A 17,860-nucleotide genomic window follows, 5' to 3' on the forward strand; every position below is an offset into this window, starting at 1 on the left:
CCTCCTCCTCAAAAACTTGAAACTTCGCGCCGCGCTCATATCGAAACGTTGCGGCCATCGGCCTTGTCGAAAATGTGCAGCTTCTCAGGGTCCGGTTTCAGCCGCAGATCCCCTGACTTGCCAAGCTCCTCGAACTCCGCAGCGCCCACCACACTCACCACCTTCTGGCCGCCAAGATCGGCGTGAAGGTAAACCTCGTGTCCCATGAACTCCGCATTGGTGAGCTTGGCCTGTAGCGATGGCCCCTCATCCTTCATCGCAAGAGAAAGATGCTGAGGCCGGATGCCCACGACGGCGTCCTTCGGTCTGGCGGTCAGGCGCTTTTCCAGATGGTCGCCGATTGGCAGCCGCTGACCTGCAATCAGGAAGTCGGACCCTTCTATCGTAACGTCGATCAGGTTCATTTCCGGCGAACCTATGAAGCCTGCGACGAAGAGATTGGCAGGCTGGTTATAGAGTTCCTTCGGTGTCGCGACCTGCATGATGCGACCGTTCTGCATGACGCAGATGCGGTCCCCCATGGTCATGGCTTCGGTCTGGTCGTGGGTCACATAGATGACGGTCGATGACAGACCATCCGCCTTCAATTGCCGGTGAAGATCGGTGATACGCACGCGCATCGAAGCACGTAGTTTGGCATCCAGATTGGAAAGAGGCTCGTCGAACAGAAACACTCCGGGCTTTTTGATCAATGCGCGCCCCAGTGCCACGCGTTGCGCCTGTCCGCCGGAAAGCTGCTTCGGCAACCGGTCCAGAAGCGGCTCGATCTCCAGAATGCGGGCGACGTTGTCGATGGCCTTTTCGATCTCCGGCTTCGCTACACCTGCGATTTTCAGTCCGAAGGCCAGATTTCCGCGGACCTTCATGTGCGGGTAAAGCGCATAGTTCTGGAAAACCATGGCGATGGATCGCTTGCCCGGCGGCAGATCATTGACGCGCTGATCCCCGATCAGGATTTCGCCTGCGGTAATTTCCTCGAGCCCGGCCACCATGCGCAGGGTGGTGGACTTGGCGCAGCCGGAAGGCCCGACAAACACCATGAACTCGCCGTCTTCGACCTCAAGGTTGATGCCATGGACAGCTTTGAAGCTGCCGCCATAGACTTTTTCGAGATTTTTTAGTTGTACGCTTGCCATGTTCAGCCCTTGACCCCGCCAGACGAGATCCCTTCAATGAAATACCGTTGTGCTGCGAAGAAGACGATGAGCGCGGGCGCAATCGTCAGGACCGACATCGCCAGGATGCGGTTCCACTCGAAGGCTTCAGTGGTATCGATGGAGAGTTTGAGCGCGAGGCTCACCGGATATTTTTCGACCGAGGACAGATAGATCAAAGGCCCCAGAAAATCGTTCATCGTCCACATGAACTGGAACAGGCAGACCGAAATCAGGGCCGGTGCCAGCATGGGAACAACAATATAGATCAACGTTTGCAGGCTGTTGGCACCATCGACCCGTGCGGCCTCTTCCATATCCGCAGGCAGCGACCGCAGAAACTGCACGAGCATGAAGACGAAGAAGGCGTCGCCCGCGAATGCCGAGGGCACCCATAGCGGCAGGAAGCTGTCGAGCCAGCCGAGATCACGGAACAGGATATATTGCGGAATACGCGTCACGACATTCGGCAAGAGCAGAATGGCAATGACCGAGCCGAACAGGATTTTCTTGAATGGAAAATCAAAGCGGGCGAAGGCATAGGCAGCCATGGTGCAGGAAATTGCCGTACCAATGACCTTTGGCAGAATGATCAGGAACGAGTTCCAGAAAAACCGACCGAATGTATAGGGCGTCGAAGTTTCCCAACCGCGTATATAGCCATCAAGCGTCGGGTTTTCGGGAATGAAGCCAGCGCCCGAAAAGATTTCCGAATTCGTCTTGAAGCTTGCACCCACCAGCCAGATCAGCGGGTACAGCATGATGAGACCGACAGCGAACAAGAGCACATATCGAACCGTTGTCGATAGAAGCCTTACCCGTGCGCGGCGCGCAGTCTGAAGGTCGTTTAGGGTTGCGATATGCGTCATGGCATCAGTTCCGCTTGTCGCCAGCGTAGTAGACCCACTTCTTCGAGGACCAGAAGGCCACGAGGGTCAGTACGGTGATGATGGTGAAGAGGATCCAGGCGATGGCAGATGCATAGCCCATGTTGAACTTCTTGAAGGCCTCGTCGTAAATGTAGAGGGGCAACAGGTAAGTCGATTTCAGCGGTCCACCCTGGGTGATGATGTAGGGGCCGTTGAACTCCTGAAACGCCTGGACCATCTGCATGATGAGATTGAAAAAGATCACTGGCGTCAGAAGCGGCAGGGTGATGAAGAAGAATGTTCTGACCTTGCCAGCACCATCGATGGCCGCAGCCTCAAAAAGCGATTTGTCGATGGATTGCAGGGCTGCAAGGAATATCACCATCGCGGAGCCAAACTGCCAGCAACGCAAAAGCGTGATGGTGAAAAGCGCATTGCCGGGATCACCGAACCAGTCCACCGGGGACAGACCGATTGCTGCAAGCGCCATGTTTGCCAACCCTTCTGAAGCGAAGATATAGCGCCAGAGCACTGCGATCGCGATGGAGCCACCAAGAATCGACGGCACGTAGAAGGCGGTTCGGAAGAAATTGATGAACTGCAGCTTGTAATTGAGTATGGCCGCGATGAAGAGAGCGAATGCGAGTTTGATGGGAACCGTCAGAAACACGTAGAACAGGGTCACGTTCAACGATTTCACGAAGGTGCGGTCACGGGTGAAAAGGCGCTCGTAATTGGCCAATCCCGTCCATGTCGGGTCGCTCATCAGGTCATAGCGCGTGAAGCTGAGATAAAGAGATCCGAGAAATGGTATCGCCGTGAATATCAGCAGGCCAATGATGTAAGGCGCCAGATATCCCAGGCCCAGAAAGCGTTGAGATTTCACGGCTTCCCTCCCCGCGCCCCGGAGGAGCGCGAATGATAAAATACGATTTTGTACAAGTGTCTCTCCCAAGTCGATCAAGGCGCGCGCGAATTTTGTCGCTCCCGCAGCCAAAACCGATCTCCTCCTCGGTGTTAAGCATCGTGTCGCAAGTTGTGGCGTGACAAAACCAAAATTTACGACCAAGGTGAATTAACAAAGTCGAGGAAAAATATGGACGAAATTGAAGGTGGCATATTGTCCTCCATTCCCCCGGCCGCCTTGCAGCTCAACCTGACGCGCGCCACCATCCGGATGGAGCATTCCCGCACATGGCAGATCGACAAATCCAATCAGGTGGATGATCTCATCATCTGCCTGGAAGGACAGGGCCATTATCTTGTGGATGGCGAGGCACGGGTTCTGGAACCCGGTGATGCCATGTTGATCTATCGTGGACAGCGCTTCGTCGGCTGGAATGAGCAGGCCACGACCTACAGGGGTGTCGCCCAGCATTTTTCGCTGGACATCTACGGCAGACACAACCTTGTCGCGCAGATGGAATTGCAGCCCAAGATTCGTCTGAGTCGATGGGCGCTTCTTGAGCCTCTGGTGCGGCACTACCGCCAAAGCGCCCCACCCTCCTCCGTCACGCTCGGCCAGCATCATCTGTTCATGGTGCTGTTGATCGCCTTCATCGACGATGCCTTCATTGGATGGACAGACCGCCGGAGTTTTCAGTCAGACGGAACGGAGGCCCTGGATCTGGCCGTAATGAAAGCCGTCACGATGATTTCGGCAAACCCGCTCGACCCGGACATTGCTGGCAAAGCCGCGGATGCCGCACCCTACAACCGCGATTATTTCCTGCGGGAATTCCAGAAACGCGTCGGACGAACCCCGCGCAAATACCAGGAATTCAAACGAATGGAACGCGCGATGCATTTCCTCGAGGCGGGACAGTCGGTCGCGTCTGCAGCAGCCGAGGTCGGCTACTCCGATCCCTTTTATTTCTCCCGCATGTTCAAGCGCACGCTGGGTTTGAGCCCCAGAGACCACATGAGAAAACTTCGCCGCAGCCAGCATGGCAATCTATTGGGCTTTGACGAACACGAGCAGGAGCAGCTTCTTGCGGCACAGCCCGATGGCCTTGGCGAACAGCGTTAAATCCTGTCAGCTTCAGGTGTGCCGACGAGCTTTGCTGCGGCTGCATTTGCTTTTTGAAGCGCCTCGTTCATCGTTTTACCGGATGCAATTTCTGCAGCGAGGACGCCGATGAACTCATCTCCCGCCCCATGCGTGCTTTCGACCTTCACCTTGACGGCTTCGATGGCAATTTCTTCCCCGTTCTGACTGACATAGGCAACGCCTGAACCGCCTGCGGTGACAACGACCTCTGGATAGACCTTCGCGAGCTTCCTTGCAGCTTCAAGCGCGCCTTCAAGCGTTTCCACGACCGGAACGCCTGCCAGCATTTCTGCTTCGATGGCGTTGACGACGAGGATGTCGATCAGCGGCTGGAGATCGCTGGAAAGAGCGCGCGCAGGCGCCGCGTTGATCAGCACCCGGCCACTGGCCTGCCTGACGGCCTTTGCGCCTATGACGTTGGCCGCATCGGGAATCTCGTTCTGGAGGACAAGCAGTGTCGTCTTTGACAGCAGATCATGAGCAGCTCTCACGTCGGCTTCACCAAGGGTCAGGTTGCTGCCAGAAACGATAACAGCGCCGTAATCGCCCTCGTCATCAAAAATGGCAACGCTCATGCCGGTGGATTGGGAGGCATCGCGCCGGACGAAAGTATGATCGACGCCTTTGCGTTCCAAATTAGCAAGCAGGAAACGCCCGAAATCATCATCTGCGACGGCTCCGATCATCGAGGTCGCAACGCCGGTGCGTGCTGCCGAAACCGCCTGATTACCGCCCTTGCCGCCGCTCTTGGGATGCCATGATGTGCCTGTTACCGTCTCGCCTTTGCGTGGCCGTGATGGCCCCATAACGGCAATATCGTAATGAAGACTGCCGAAAACAGTGACGAGAGGCGAGGATGTCATGAAGGTTTATCTTTCCGTTTGGATTTGACGGCAGACATGGTGCGGTCAAGATTTCGTTCAGCCGACTGATAGTCGCGTTGCGCCACTGCCATGAAAACGGCGTCGAGAATATTCAGCTGCGCGATGCGCGCCGCTGCGTTCTCCCCCATCAGGGGAGAGCCCTGTGCCGTGGAACAGAGGACGACATCAGCGGCCTGCGCCAAGGCAGAGGAGTTGTAGTTGGTAACCGCAATCGTCTGCGCGCCGTTGCGCTTGGCGACTTGAAGCCCCTCGATGATGGCCGTCGTGTTGCCCGAATGGGAAAAGCCGATGGCGATATCGCCTTCGGACAATAGGGCTGCCGACATCAGCATCATGTGCACATCATCAAACACGCTGGCGCGCACGCCGATGCGCAGAAACTTATGGGCGACGTCCCGTGCAATCTGCGCCGAACCGCCGACACCGTAGAAATCCCGATGTTTCGCGCCGTGAATGAGGTCTGCGGCTTTTTCGAACGCAACCATATCGAGGATCGAAAGGGTTTCTTCCAGGGCATGGATCGATGTCCGGAAAACCTTTTGCACGATCTCCAGCGACGTATCATCGACCGAGAGTTCCTGGTGCATTTCCGCAGTCGGCTGGCGATTATACTGGCTGACTGCCGTGCGAAAATCACGATAACCGGCAAAGCCCAGTTTCTTGGTGATCTTCACCACCATGGCTTCGGACACACCGGCATCGTCTGCGATCTGTTTCAGCGAAGTCTCATCGCTGAAATCACGCATGGCGAACACGGTATCGACAACCTTGGCTTCGAGCGGCGTCAGCAGGGGCATCATCATGCGGATGCGTGGGCCGACGGCCTTTGTGTCGAAGCTTTCGGAATTCATTCTCTTCCCCTTGTCGCACGATCAATCATCATGGCGACGAGGATTATAAGGCCAGTGGCGAGCAGTTGATAGAAGGCCTGAACATTCATCAACGTCAAACCATTGCGCATTGCACCCAAGATGATCGCGCCCAGAATGGTGCCGAGAATGCTTCCCTTGCCGCCCATCAAAGATGCGCCGCCTATGGCTGCTGCCGCAATGGCATCCAGTTCCCACAGATTGCCGAGAATGGGTTCGGCTGCGCCAAGGCGGCCGATGAGGATGAGCGAGGCAAGTGCCGCGAGACCACCGGAAATCACATAGGCCGTGATCTTGGTGCGGGCAATCGGAACGCCCGCGACATAAGCCGCCTCTTCATTGCCACCAACCGCCATCAGATATTCGCCAATCGGCGTCTTCTTGAGCAGAATCCATGCGGCAACGGCAACGACAGCGACGATCAGGACGGGTGTCGGGATGCCGAAGAGATTGCCGTTGAACAGCGAGCGGAACCCTGCGGGAATACCGAGAACTGGATTGCCCCCCGTGTAGATCAGCGCGATGGCGCGGTAGGTGCTGAGCGTGCCGAGTGTGACGATAAAGGGTTGCAGTCCGACATAGGCAACGAGGCCGCCATTGATGAAGCCGCAAAGGACGCCAACGCCGAGACCCGCGAGGATCGCCAACGGTATCGGTGTGCCAGCAACCAGCAGGCTGGCAGTGACGACCGCAGAAATCGCAGCCGTCGGGCCAACAGAAAGATCGATGCCACCAGAGATGATGACCAGCGTCATGCCGAGCGCCAGGCAGGCATTGATGCTGGATTGCTGCAGAATGTTGACGAGGTTCCTCTCGGAAATGAAGCCCGGAACCAGTGCGGCAAACACCGCCATGATGACGATGAGGCCGATCAGCGTTCCCGCATCGCGCAGCGAGAATGAAAAACGGCGGAAAGCCGGAGCGGAGGTGGCGGGAGCATTGGAAGTGCTGGTCATGGGTTGTCCTGTAGGTTCACACGGGTCGCGCAATGCGCGCGTCATCCGCATCGGCATTCGCCCCTGGAATGGCATGCGCGACAATCGCGCTTTCGCTCAGTTGATCACGTTCAATCGTCGCAGCAATCCGCCCTTCGCGCATGACCAGCACGCGGTCAGACAGACGAATGACTTCCGGCAGTTCGGAAGAAACGACGATGATGGAATGGCCCTCGCGGGCAAGGTCTTCGATCAGGTGATAGATTTCAGACTTGGCCCCGACGTCGATGCCGCGTGTCGGCTCATCGAACAGCAGAATTTGCGATTTCGCCGCCAGCCAGCGCGCGATGATCGCCTTCTGCTGGTTGCCGCCGCTGAACAGGCGGATCGGGCGATCAAGCTGGAAGGGCCGCAGATTGACACGCTTCAACAAATCCTTCGCGGTCGTGTGAAGCTTGGAATTGTTGATCATACCGCCGGACGAGAAGCTGCCGAGGGAGGCCAGCGCCATATTGGTGGCGACAGGGCGCAAGGGAATGATGCCTTCCCGCTTGCGCTCTTCCGGCACCAGTCCGATACCGGCGGCAATGGCATCACGCGGATTGGCGAAGCTCTGCTCCTTGCCGTCTATGCTGATCGATCCTGCGCTCAGGCGGTCGACACCCGCCAGAAGGCGCAGGAGTTCCGTGCGGCCAGAGCCGACGAGCCCGGCAATGCCTAGAACTTCACCCTTATGCAATGTGAAGGACACATCACGAATTCTGGTGGCCGAAGAGAGATTTCTGGCTTCGAGCTTGACGCTATCGGTGACGAAGGAATTATGCTCTTCCTGCATCAATTCACGACCGACCATCTTGGCGATCACGTCGGTTTCAGACACCTTGGCAAGATCGACAATGTCCACCAGCTTGCCATCGCGCATGATGCTGGAGCGCTGGCAGATACGAAACACCTCATCCATCTTGTGCGATACGTAGATTATGGAAACGCCGCTTTGCGACAGACTGGCGATGACTTCGGCCAGACGATCGAACTCGCTGGGTGTCAGGCTCGATGTCGGCTCGTCCATGGCGATGACCTTCGCCTTGTCGAGAAGCGCGCGACCGATTTCGACGATCTGGCGCTGCGCGACCTTCAGCGACGATATCGGTGCTGAGGGGTCGATGGTCTTGTCGATCATAGCAAGCGCTTCGGCAGCGCGGGCTTCCTGCTGGCGGCGGGAGACGAAGATGCCGCCCATATGCGTCAGCGAGTGTCCGAGAAACATGTTCTGGGCGACGCTCAAATGCGGCACCTGCTGAAGCTCCTGATGGATCATGGCAATACCGGCGGCACGCGCATCCATCGGCTTTTTGAAGGCAACGGCCTCCCCGTCCACGAAGACGGTGCCGGATGTGGGGCGAAACACACCGGACAAAATGCGCAAAAGCGTGGATTTGCCGGCGCCGTTTTCACCGAGAAGTCCATGGATTTCGCCGGGAGCCACGTCAAACGAAACGTCCGTCAGCGCGTTGACGCCGGGAAAGCTCTTGGAAATCGTCTCGAATCTCAGTCGTGGCGTCATCGTTCCACCTCTTGGCTGATGGAGATGCCGAGGATAGGTCGGCATCTCCTTGAGCATTGATCACTTGGCAGTCTTGGCATCTTCCATCAGCACGGCGCGCACATCGACGCCCTGGCCCTGATAGCGGCTGAGATTGTCTTTGGTGATGAGGGCCTGCGGCGTGGCGACCACGCGCGGCAATTTCTGACCGGCGACGAGACGCAGCGCAGTTTCGAGTGCGACTTCGCCCGTCAGAACCGGGAAGCTGTCCACCGTGCCGGTGAGTTCGCCTGCCTTGATGGAGGCATAAGCGTCGGAGATACCATCAGTGCCGAAGACTGCGACTTTACCAGCAAGACCGGCAGCCTTGACTGCTTCAACAATACCCAGCGCCATGCCGTCATTATTGGCGTAAAAGCCGATCAGGTCAGGATGCTGGTTGAGAATGTTGGTGGCAGCGTCATAAGATGTCTGACGATCCCAGTTGCCGGGAACGCTCGCAACGACCTGGAACTTGTCGTTCTGGGTAATCGTGGATTTGAAGCCATCCGTGCGCTGAACCGCCGCGTAAACGCCAGCCTGACCTTCGACAATGGCCACCTTGCCGCCCTGCGGACGGTTTTCGATAAACCACTTGGCAACGCGCACACCATTATCGCGCTGGACGTTACCGACATAATGCTCAGCCTGCGGAATGACGGCATCATTGACGTTGACGACAGGGATATTGGCGGCCTTGGCCTGCTCGATAACCGGCTGAAGATTGGCATCCGTCTGCGGCGAGACGAGCAGAACATTATAGCCCTGCGTGATCATGCCTTCAGCAATCGTCAACTGACCCAGCTGGTCGCCTTCACTCTGCGCGGCCTGATAGGCAACTGGAACGCCGACCTTCTTGCCGAAAGCCTCGTATCCCAAACCCAGCGAGCGCCAATACTCATTGGTCAGCGTCTTGGAAACCGCACCTGCCTTGGTGCCCTCAGGTAGTTTCGGGAAAGGCCCGAGCTTGGCTTCCAGCTGCGACCAGTCCATGCGGTCCTTTTCCGTATCGGAATTCAGCGGCGCAAGTTCCTGCGCAAAGGCTGCGCTGAACAGGAAGCTGGCGGCAAGCCCGGCAGCCATTGTCGTCTTCAAAAAGGTTTTCATCGGTTTCCTCCCAGATGGAATGTGTCGGCACGCCTTCGGCATGCATTGTGACGAGGTTTTTGGATTTTCTTGCGCAGATCAGCCGAGCATCAGCTCCTGAATGACGGCCTGCGCGGAAACGGCATCCTGACGTTCAATGGCACCGGACAAGCGATTGTCCTGCTCAATACGATCCACCACTTTCAGCATCCGCTTGACGGTCTGGATGTTGACTTCGCATTCGTGAACCGGGTCGAGACCCGTCATGTCAGGGAAGGTGTCGAAATAGATCGCGCCATCATAACCGTCCTTGCGGATTTGGCGCAGAAGCTCGATTGTCTGCTGCGTATGAACAGCCCCAACCATAAGGCCGTCGTCACGCTTGGCGTAACCGTCATTGAGGTGGACGCCGAGAACGCGGCTGTAGCGGGCAATCAGGGCGGCGGCGAAAGCAGGCTGCTCGTCGGCATAGAGCACATGAGCGAAGTCCAGCGTCACACCAAGGTTGGGCATATCCACATCCTTGATGGCCAGAAGCGTGGTCGCGCAATCGGGCATCAGGCTGTAAGAGCGCGGCTCGTTCGGCTTGTATTCGATGCTGACGAGACAATCCGGATCATGCGCACAAACTTCACGAATTCCATCGATCTCGTGTTGCCATAGCGTGTGATAATCGGCCTGGAAGGCGTAGTCGAAACCATCTTGCCCCAGCCACAGCGTCATCAGGTTACTGCCGGCGGCGCGCGCGGCATCGATGCCCTTCTTCGTCAGATCAATCGCCTCACGCCGCACAGCCGCATCAGGATTGGTAAAAGCACCGATCTTGAAGGCCGGATTGGTGTAATAGCGCATGGCAAAGCCGTTAATCGCAAGGCCGAGATCGCCGATCTGGCGAGCAAGAAGCGCCGGATCATCGGCCACATGGTCAGGATAATTCAGATCTAGATCCGTCAGACCATCAACTTTCGCAGCACGCTTTGCCATCTGCAGCATGGTCGGCTTGCCGGAAAGATCAGGCCACTCGGCAGCAGGCTTCGAGGCGAAGGAATTCAGTCGGGTGGCGAATTTCAATTGGGTCACTGGTCTTGCTCACTTCGGTCGTTGTTGACGCAACTTCACAAATTAAAACTATTTTGTAAAGCTATATATGTTGTGCATCGCATCAATTCGTTTCGGAGACGCCGTTTTTCGACCTTATTCCGCGCCATCAAGACGCGCGAAATCCAGCCGCCAGAATTCCTGCAGCCCTCAACGGTTCAGGCATGACAAAGGCAACCAGTTGCGCAGCCAAGCCCCGTGGTGTCAGCGCGCCACCACGGCCTCGATTTCAGACAGCATCGGCATTGCGGGGGCCGTGCCACGCCGGGTCACCGCAATACCGGCGGTCGCGCAACCGAATCGAACCGCCTGAAGCGGCCCAGCGCCACGCGAAAGCGCAGCCGCAAAACCACCCACGAAAGCATCCCCCGCACCGGTCGTATCGATGGCTGGGCCGCAGGACATGGCGGGCACATGCACGGATTGCCCCGGCGCATGAAACAACACGCCCCGCCCGCCAAGCGTGATGATAGCCACGCCGACACCGCGAGACAGAAAAATGTCGCCCGCACGCTCGGCATCATCAATCGTGTCGATTGGAAAACCGACAAGTGCTGCGGCTTCCGTTTCGTTGGGAATGATGAAGTCGCAAAGGCTGTAAATCTCTTCCGGGAAGGCTTCGGCTGGGGCTGGATTGAAAATCGTCGTGACATTGGCACCGCGTGCGATTTCCAGCGCATGGCGCGCAGCCTCGACCGGCTGTTCCAGCTGGGTGACGAAAACGGAAGATTGCGCAATCGTGTCGCGTGCCGCTTCCACATCGCCAACACCAATCGTGCCTGCGGCTCCCGCATAGACGATAATGGCGTTATCTCCGGTGCTGTCATTGACATAGATGAAAGCAGCACCGGTCGGCTGATCGTCCATGACCGTCAGCTTCGCAGTCACTCCGGCCTCGTCATACGTTTTCAGTGCCAGATCGCCGAATGTGTCGTGGCCAATCTTGGAAATGAAAGATACCTGCGCACCGGCCCGCGCCGCCGCAACGGCCTGGTTGGACCCCTTGCCGCCCGGACCGACCGAAAAGCCGCTGCCGGTAATGGTTTCGCCCAAAGCGGGCATGCGGGGTGCTAGATAAGCGGTATCGGCAACAAAAATACCAAGAATGGAAACGCCAGATTTCATTCCAGACCTCATTTTACGGCCCCTGCGGTGAGGCCCTTAACGATGTAACGCTCCAGGAAGATGCCTACGAGAACGAGCGGCATGATGGCCGCCGTCGCAATCGCCGCCATCGACCACCAGTTGATGCCCTGCGACCCCGTCTGGCTGGCCACCATCACCGGCAGCGTCTTGGCATTCGAACTCGTCAGCAGCGCGGCAAAGAAATATTCGTTCCAACACAGAATGACCGAGAGAATGAAGGCCGCGACCATACCGGGCAATGCGATGGGCAGAACGATGCGCAAAAACGCGCCCCAAATCGAGCAGCCATCCACCAGTGCTGCCTGCTCCAGTTCCACCGGGATCGTGTCGAACTGATCGCGCATGATCCAGATGACGATGGGCAGCACCATCAGAGTATAGACGAGGATAAGGCCGACTAGCGTGTCGAGCAGCATGAGGTGCTTGTAGAGAACCAGAAACGGCATTGCCAACACCACGGGTGGCAGGATGAGCTGCGACAGGAAGAAGAAGGAGATGTCCTTGTTCTTCATCCAGAGAAATTTGTAGGAAAACCGGCTGAGTCCATAGGCCGCCAGCGAACCTATCAGCACGGCCAGAAACGATGCGCCAGCCGAGGCCACGATACTGTTGAGAAAGCGGCGAATGAATTCATCGCGAACCGTCGATTGCACAAAGATCGTATCGGGCGAGAGACCCAGTGAGCGCCAGCCCTTCCAGTCCGGGGTGAAGTCAACAAAGGGAATGAGATGCCCCTGCGTCACATTCACCGCCGTCTTGAAGGATGTGGTGATGGTCCAGTAAATCGGAAACAGCGACACGAAAGCCCAGAACACCAAGGCAGCATAGATCAGCAGACTGCTGGTCAGAAACTGCGGACGCCGGGACCAGAGGCTTGGTCGTGGGGTGGATGTTTCAACAGGTGTTGCCATCGGCTCAGCCTCAATTGTCGCGTTGCATCCACCGGCTCGCCCCTTTGAGGATGAGCGCGACGAAAATGATGATGATGACGAGATAGAATTCCGCAAGCATGGTGCCGTAGCCGACATTGGAGCGATCACGGTACTCGCGGAAGATGAAGCTGGAGACGGTATCCGTTGCGCCGCCCGGCCCACCTGCCGTGACATTGATGACGATATCGGCCAGCTTCAGCTGGAAGATGATGCGCAGAATGATGACGGTGATGCTGACCGGCAACATCAGCGGAAAGGTGATTTCCTTGAAGCTCTGCCAGCCGGATGCACCATCCACCTTCGCCGCCTCCTTGATTTCGGAAGGCAAGGCCTGAAGGCCTGCCAGCAGCAGGATCATCATGAAGGGAATGGACACCCAGGCATCCATGGCCATGATCGAGGAACGCGCCAACCATGGTGTAGAAAAGAACGCAGGATTGTCCCAGCCCAGATGTCGCGCAAGCGTAGCCGCCGGGCCGAACCGATATTCCATCAGCGATTTGCCAATCATCCAGCTGACGGCAACGGGGCTTAGCATCAGCGGAAGCAGAAAGGCGACACGGAAGAATTTGCGCGCCTTGATCTCCGCGTTCAGCAGCAATGCCAGCCCGAAGGCGATGGCATATTGGACCAGCACCGACAGAACATAATAGACCATGTTCAGCAGCGCGTTCCAGAAATAGCGATCCGCAAACAGCGTGCGCAGATTATCCAGCCCGTTGAAACGGCGGCCCGCCACCGCACTCAGGTTCCAATCGGTAAAGGCGATATAGAGGCCAAACACAGTGGGAAAGACCACCATGGCAACGGTAAAGAGAACGGCAGGCAGCACGAAAGCCGCCCGCTGGCCCGCCTCCCCGCGGATCATCACTTGTGCTGCGCAAAGCGCCACCGCCCAGATGATGTAGGCGAAAAGCAGTGGTCGCCAACTGACGAAACCAAAACCCGTGATGCCTGCTACGTCGGTTATCTGCGCAACGAGGACGCCAAAGAGCAGCACCGTCGCGGCCACCAGCAGCAGCTTTCCGCGCCGCGCGGAGCTGGGTGGAACGATGGTCCGCTCCACGGGGCTGATGGTTTGCGTGATCGTATGCGACATGGGCAGACCTCTGGGCTGGTGAGCCGAACGGAAGACTTCGTGGCTCAGGCGGCGAAACCCCGCCGCCTGAACGATTGCAAACTAAAAGCCTGCACCGGGCATCATGCCCCAAGTGAGGCCTTGTAGAGTGCAATCTGCTTGTCGCGCCCAAGCTGATCCGTCAGCTTTTCCCACGCAGCAGCAATGGCGTCCGCTCCGGCCTGTGCGCTGGCCTGACCGGCAAACACCTTGGCAAGCTCATCTTCCGCGATGCTGTAATATTGGAAGATGCCGGGAATACGCGGCTCGATGGCAGCATTGGGGTGGTTGTAGGAGTTGGACTGCGAGGCGAGGTAATTCGAGATGAAGGCCTCGTCATAGCCCGCCGTCACCCATTCCTTGATGTCGAACTGGCTCTTGCGATAGCACTGGAAGCCGGATGGGTACGCCGCCGTCCATAGCGCGATGTCCTTGCCGCCCAGATGGGCTGCTGCACTCCAGGCAGCCTTCTTCTTTTTCTCATCGCTATCGACCCGCGACATGACGTAAACGCCCCAGCCAAGATAGGCCATGTTTGGCGCATGGTTCGGGCCGCTGGCAAGCTTTTCCCATTTGCCGGTCTTCGAATTATAGACATCGTCAGAACCCGGCAGAATATCAAAGCCGATGGTGTCGCCCACGACAGAACTATCGCTGGTGCGTGCGGCAGCCCCCACATCACCCCACCACGACACCATCGATCCGGTTCCGGCCAGAAACTGCTGGAAGGCCGTGGTGCCGGGGTCGGCGTTCAGCTGGTCACCCGCTTCCGATGGCAGCGCATCGATAACGTCCTGAATGGCGCGAACCCAGGCAGGGTTGTTGATGCGCGGCTTCATCGTGTCAGCGTCGAACAGCCACGCCTTGTCATCCGGGTGCTTGGCATAGGCGGTGGCACGGCTGCCGAGGAAGTAGAAGCCAAAACCACCCCAGGCCTTCGGCGCATCGAGATAGCCGATAGCATCCCCACCGGCGACAGTCTTGCCCTTGAGGAATTTGGTAACTTCCTGAACCTTTTGCCAGGTTTTCGGCACGCCCCACTCGCCCTCATGTCCCTCGTCCTTCCAGGCTTTGGCAAGGTCGGCATCGGTGAAGTAATCGGTGCGGTAATTGAAATTATGGCAGTCGCCATCGACGGACACGCGGTAGGTCTTGCCATCCCACGTCCCAACAGGCGCTTTCAGGTAATCGACATAGTCATCCATGTCGATCTGGGCCTTGACCCAATCAGGCATCTCGGAAGCCAGCCCCTTGCCGCAGACATCACCCTCAAACGGCGCGCCCATTTCCAGAATGTCGAAATCGACCGTGCCGGTAGCGATGGCCTGCTGCAGACGTGGATTGTAATCCGCCTGCGCCAGATCGATCCAGGTGATCTTCGCGCCGGTATATTCCTCCCATGGCTTCAGAAAGCCGCGAAATAGAACGTTGTGAAGGTTCTGGTTATTGAGGCCCATGAAGGAGAGTTCGACACCGGCAAATTCGCCCTGCTTGACGCTCTTCTTCGTCGCTTCCAGACACATTTCGCCAACCTTCTGCCAATCGGCATCGGTTGGAGAGCCCTTGCCGACGCCCGGCACCTGCAATATCTGCGTGCGCAAAGATGCGTCCTGCGCATAAGCTGCTCCAAACGGACCCAGCATACTGCCTGCGGCAGCCACAGCACCCAGGCTTGCGCCCGTCTTCAAGATGGCACGGCGGCTTAAGCCGATCGCCATCATTCTCTCGAAATCACTGACTTTCATGCGGTTCTCCTCCCGTTGATTAGATATCGTCGCGTTTCTCCTCGCCGCGACGAAAAGATTTCACTCCAGCCTCAGCCAGTTTTCCCCATCGAAAAGATGGACCAGCGCAACATTTGGCGTCATCGCAATCGTGCCGCCCGCTGGCTCTTCCACGCGGTCGCGAAACACGCCGATGATCTTTTGCTGGCCGAGTTTTGCAAAGACCTGCGTTTCAGACCCGGTCGATTCCACCACCGTTACCTGCGCGCTGACAGAACCGCCAAGCGTGAAATGCTCCGGCCTGATACCGTAAAAGGCAGACCTGCCATCCGAGTTGACAGGCGCGCGCGACAGCGGCAGGCGAATGCCATCATCCGTCTCGAAATAGGGTTCAGCGGCACTGCGAACATGGCCCTTGATGAGGTTCATGGATGGAGAACCGATGAAGCCAGCCACGAAGGTATTGGCTGGCTTATCATACAGCGTCAGCGGCGAGCCGATCTGCTCCACGCGTCCATCGCGCAGCACGACGATACGGTCGGCCATGGTCATGGCCTCAACCTGATCATGTGTCACATAGATCATCGTCGTTGCCAAGCGACGCTGGAGTTCCTTGATCTCAGCCCGCATCTGCACACGCAGCTTCGCATCGAGGTTGGACAAAGGCTCATCGAACAGGAACACCTTGGGATCGCGAACAATCGCACGCCCCATCGCAACACGCTGGCGCTGACCACCGGAAAGCTGTCGCGGGTAACGGGCCAGATAAGGCGTAAGATCAAGAATCTCAGCCGCTTTGTGGACGCGGGCATCGATATCCGCCCTTGTTTCTCCACGCATTTTCAGCGCAAAGCCCATATTCTCGGCCACCGTCTTGTGCGGATAGAGCGCGTAGCTCTGGAACACCATGGCGATATCGCGATCTTTCGGAGGCAGATCATTGACCACCTTTCCGTCGATCTGGATATCGCCAAATGTAATCGGTTCGAGCCCCGCCACCATCCGCAGCAGGGTCGATTTTCCGCAGCCGGACGGCCCCACCAGAACGACGAATTCGCCGTCGGGTATTTCAACGGAAACGCCATGGATCACCGTCAGGCTTCCATAGGCTTTTCCGACATTGACGATGTTCATCGATGCCAAAAGCTGTTCTCCTCCCACGGCGTCGCACTCCCCGCGACACTGCGCCTCCCTGTAAAATGGGCGAGTACAGCCCGCCAGCTGCACTCGCCATCATCATGTTATCCTTGGGAGGACACATCCGTTAACCGAACTTCACACATATTTATATTTTTGTAAATTAGAGTTTTGCTAACTTTTGAGAATTCTTTAAATTAGCTTGAGAGCAGAGGTTTTATCAGAGAATAAACGGGAAATGTTGCCTAAGCAGCGCGATATCGCCACTCTCGCTTGCACATTCTGACCTAAAGCAATTGCAGACATTACAAATATGATATAGTTCGTGAAGAATAAGTCTGCAGTTCCTGGGAGGAGAAAGCAGTGCTCAAAGGGATCGACCCTATTATTAACGCGGAACTGATTCATGCCCTGATGTTGATGGGACATGGCGATCAGTTGGTTTTATGCGATATCAATCATCCTGCACAAACCATCGCGCGTCAAACGACTTATGGCCGCCTGATCGATGTTTCCGGCTGCGGCCTGGAACGTGCCGCAGAAGCCATTTTAAAGCTTTTCCCGCTGGACACATTCGTCGATGCCCCAGTCAAACGCATGCAGCTCGTCGGCGATCCAGACGGCCAAGTTCCGATCTTCGCAGCCATGCAGGCGGTCATCGATCGTTCCGAGGGCCACCCCGTTTTGATAGAGCCGCTGGAACGCTTTGCGTTCTACGAAGCCGCCAAGAAATCCTTCGCAATCATCAGAACCTCCGATCCCGGGCCATACGGCTGCTTCATTTTCAGCAAGGGCGTTTGCTAGGTAGACCCGCCGCCCGAGTGGACGGCGCGATCATGTTACTCCTTAGCAGCGGGTAATGCTCTCAGCGACGCGAAGGTCACGATGCAGTTATTGGTACATTTTCCAAAACATCAGGGTTTTGGGATAACGGTTGCGAGCTTGCGAAATGGTGAGAGGATTTCGAGACGGCTTGGCACGCCTTTGGCGATGCTGACAATCGAGCCTGGGCCAATCTTCACCGAGACGGCGTTGGCCTGCGAATACATAGCCTCGCCCTCAACCACGACAAAGGTTTCTTCAAGGTCTCGACCCGGATAGTTGTAGGTTCCAGGCTCCGCTTTCCAGACTGCGACGATAGTGCCGTTTTCAGTCTGGTCTTGCCATATATGTCGGCGGAAAGAGCCGCCATCATGCCCCTCTGCCGGCATGGCTGGAACAAGGTCGACGTCGTCGGAAATATTGAAGATCGGCATCGTCATAGCATTCTCCCTGCT

Annotated in this window: 17 protein-coding genes; 2 read left to right on the forward strand and 15 right to left on the reverse strand. The window is 57.0% G+C overall.

The features are described from left to right. Window positions 1-35: 35 nt before the first annotated feature. The 3 genes from AC27VJ_RS07100 to AC27VJ_RS07110 are packed head-to-tail and all read right to left on the reverse strand — an operon-like array spanning window position 36 to window position 2,909. Window positions 36-1,136, reverse strand: coding sequence for an ABC transporter ATP-binding protein (locus tag AC27VJ_RS07100; protein ID WP_488683407.1), 1,101 nt, complete (start codon window positions 1,134-1,136; stop codon window positions 36-38). 2 nt (window positions 1,137-1,138) lie between these two features. Next, window positions 1,139-2,023, reverse strand: a complete 885-nt coding sequence (locus AC27VJ_RS07105) for a carbohydrate ABC transporter permease (protein WP_488683408.1) — start codon at window positions 2,021-2,023, stop codon at window positions 1,139-1,141. Window positions 2,024-2,027: 4 nt separating this feature from the next. After that, on the reverse strand, window positions 2,028-2,909 hold the full coding sequence (locus AC27VJ_RS07110; protein ID WP_488683409.1) for a carbohydrate ABC transporter permease: 882 nt from the start codon (window positions 2,907-2,909) through the stop codon (window positions 2,028-2,030). A gap of 210 nt (window positions 2,910-3,119) precedes the next feature. On the opposite strand from AC27VJ_RS07110, the gene AC27VJ_RS07115 reads away from it, so the two are divergent. Further along, window positions 3,120-4,052 (forward strand): helix-turn-helix transcriptional regulator, encoded by a 933-nt coding sequence (locus AC27VJ_RS07115; RefSeq protein WP_488683411.1) that lies wholly within the window; start codon window positions 3,120-3,122, stop codon window positions 4,050-4,052. On the opposite strand, the gene AC27VJ_RS07120 is transcribed toward AC27VJ_RS07115, so the two are convergent. The 11 genes from AC27VJ_RS07120 to AC27VJ_RS07170 all read right to left on the reverse strand — a co-directional run bounded on the left by AC27VJ_RS07120 (window position 4,049) and on the right by AC27VJ_RS07170 (window position 16,589). Then, the gene (locus AC27VJ_RS07120) at window positions 4,049-4,936 is read right to left on the reverse strand and encodes a ribokinase (RefSeq protein ID WP_488683412.1); all 888 of its coding nucleotides are present in this window, start codon (window positions 4,934-4,936) and stop codon (window positions 4,049-4,051) included. The two genes, AC27VJ_RS07115 and AC27VJ_RS07120, sit on opposite strands and share 4 nt — an antisense overlap. Further along, window positions 4,933-5,808 carry a MurR/RpiR family transcriptional regulator gene (locus AC27VJ_RS07125; RefSeq protein WP_353578724.1) on the reverse strand — a complete coding sequence of 292 codons (876 nt, stop codon included), beginning with the start codon at window positions 5,806-5,808 and terminating at the stop codon, window positions 4,933-4,935. The genes AC27VJ_RS07120 and AC27VJ_RS07125 overlap by 4 nt, the downstream gene beginning before the upstream one ends. Next, the gene (locus AC27VJ_RS07130) at window positions 5,805-6,782 is read right to left on the reverse strand and encodes an ABC transporter permease (RefSeq protein WP_488683413.1); all 978 of its coding nucleotides are present in this window, start codon (window positions 6,780-6,782) and stop codon (window positions 5,805-5,807) included. Before AC27VJ_RS07130 ends, AC27VJ_RS07125 begins: the two co-directional genes overlap by 4 nt. A 16-nt stretch (window positions 6,783-6,798) precedes the next feature. Further along, entirely contained in the window at window positions 6,799-8,325 is a 1,527-nt protein-coding gene (locus AC27VJ_RS07135) for a sugar ABC transporter ATP-binding protein (RefSeq protein WP_488683414.1), read from the reverse strand. Between the two features lie 60 nt (window positions 8,326-8,385). After that, window positions 8,386-9,450, reverse strand: coding sequence for a sugar ABC transporter substrate-binding protein (locus AC27VJ_RS07140; RefSeq protein WP_488683415.1), 1,065 nt, complete (start codon window positions 9,448-9,450; stop codon window positions 8,386-8,388). Between the two features lie 78 nt (window positions 9,451-9,528). Further along, window positions 9,529-10,500 carry a sugar phosphate isomerase/epimerase family protein gene (locus tag AC27VJ_RS07145; protein ID WP_162727747.1) on the reverse strand — a complete coding sequence of 324 codons (972 nt, stop codon included), beginning with the start codon at window positions 10,498-10,500 and terminating at the stop codon, window positions 9,529-9,531. 231 nt (window positions 10,501-10,731) lie between these two features. Beyond that, window positions 10,732-11,652, reverse strand: coding sequence for a ribokinase (rbsK, locus tag AC27VJ_RS07150; RefSeq protein ID WP_488683416.1), 921 nt, complete (start codon window positions 11,650-11,652; stop codon window positions 10,732-10,734). Window positions 11,653-11,660: 8 nt separating this feature from the next. After that, window positions 11,661-12,584 (reverse strand): carbohydrate ABC transporter permease, encoded by a 924-nt coding sequence (locus AC27VJ_RS07155; RefSeq protein ID WP_488683417.1) that lies wholly within the window; start codon window positions 12,582-12,584, stop codon window positions 11,661-11,663. A gap of 10 nt (window positions 12,585-12,594) precedes the next feature. After that, complete coding sequence (locus tag AC27VJ_RS07160) at window positions 12,595-13,704, reverse strand: carbohydrate ABC transporter permease (protein ID WP_488683418.1); 1,110 nt, start codon at window positions 13,702-13,704, stop codon at window positions 12,595-12,597. A 101-nt stretch (window positions 13,705-13,805) separates the two neighbouring features. Continuing rightward, complete coding sequence (locus AC27VJ_RS07165) at window positions 13,806-15,467, reverse strand: extracellular solute-binding protein (protein WP_113086425.1); 1,662 nt, start codon at window positions 15,465-15,467, stop codon at window positions 13,806-13,808. A 60-nt stretch (window positions 15,468-15,527) separates the two neighbouring features. After that, window positions 15,528-16,589: an ABC transporter ATP-binding protein gene (locus tag AC27VJ_RS07170; RefSeq protein ID WP_488683419.1), complete on the reverse strand. Its 1,062-nt coding sequence runs from the start codon at window positions 16,587-16,589 to the stop codon at window positions 15,528-15,530. Window positions 16,590-16,946: 357 nt separating this feature from the next. Between AC27VJ_RS07170 and AC27VJ_RS07175 the strand changes: the two genes are divergently transcribed. Beyond that, on the forward strand, window positions 16,947-17,387 hold the full coding sequence (locus AC27VJ_RS07175; protein WP_488683420.1) for an RbsD/FucU family protein: 441 nt from the start codon (window positions 16,947-16,949) through the stop codon (window positions 17,385-17,387). A 110-nt stretch (window positions 17,388-17,497) separates the two neighbouring features. Here AC27VJ_RS07175 and AC27VJ_RS07180 read toward each other — a convergent pair whose 3' ends face one another. Beyond that, entirely contained in the window at window positions 17,498-17,845 is a 348-nt protein-coding gene (locus AC27VJ_RS07180; protein WP_488683421.1) for a cupin domain-containing protein, read from the reverse strand. Window positions 17,846-17,860: the final 15 nt, after the last annotated feature.

Source organism: Agrobacterium sp. 20P9.1.2 (assembly GCF_057799395.1).

Excerpts from the sequence above, each read along its gene's own strand:
- AC27VJ_RS07100 (WP_488683407.1), bottom strand. The coding sequence starts at position 1,136 with ATGGCAAGCGTACAACTAAAAAATCTCGAAAAAGTCTATGGCGGCAGC.
- AC27VJ_RS07105 (WP_488683408.1), bottom strand. The coding sequence starts at position 2,023 with ATGACGCATATCGCAACCCTAAACGACCTTCAGACTGCGCGCCGCGCA.
- AC27VJ_RS07115 (WP_488683411.1), top strand. The coding sequence starts at position 3,120 with ATGGACGAAATTGAAGGTGGCATATTGTCCTCCATTCCCCCGGCCGCC.
- AC27VJ_RS07120 (WP_488683412.1), bottom strand. The coding sequence starts at position 4,936 with ATGACATCCTCGCCTCTCGTCACTGTTTTCGGCAGTCTTCATTACGAT.
- AC27VJ_RS07125 (WP_353578724.1), bottom strand. The coding sequence starts at position 5,808 with ATGAATTCCGAAAGCTTCGACACAAAGGCCGTCGGCCCACGCATCCGC.
- AC27VJ_RS07130 (WP_488683413.1), bottom strand. The coding sequence starts at position 6,782 with ATGACCAGCACTTCCAATGCTCCCGCCACCTCCGCTCCGGCTTTCCGC.
- AC27VJ_RS07135 (WP_488683414.1), bottom strand. The coding sequence starts at position 8,325 with ATGACGCCACGACTGAGATTCGAGACGATTTCCAAGAGCTTTCCCGGC.
- AC27VJ_RS07140 (WP_488683415.1), bottom strand. The coding sequence starts at position 9,450 with ATGAAAACCTTTTTGAAGACGACAATGGCTGCCGGGCTTGCCGCCAGC.
- rbsK (WP_488683416.1), bottom strand. The coding sequence starts at position 11,652 with ATGAAATCTGGCGTTTCCATTCTTGGTATTTTTGTTGCCGATACCGCT.
- AC27VJ_RS07155 (WP_488683417.1), bottom strand. The coding sequence starts at position 12,584 with ATGGCAACACCTGTTGAAACATCCACCCCACGACCAAGCCTCTGGTCC.
- AC27VJ_RS07160 (WP_488683418.1), bottom strand. The coding sequence starts at position 13,704 with ATGTCGCATACGATCACGCAAACCATCAGCCCCGTGGAGCGGACCATC.
- AC27VJ_RS07165 (WP_113086425.1), bottom strand. The coding sequence starts at position 15,467 with ATGAAAGTCAGTGATTTCGAGAGAATGATGGCGATCGGCTTAAGCCGC.
- AC27VJ_RS07180 (WP_488683421.1), bottom strand. The coding sequence starts at position 17,845 with ATGACGATGCCGATCTTCAATATTTCCGACGACGTCGACCTTGTTCCA.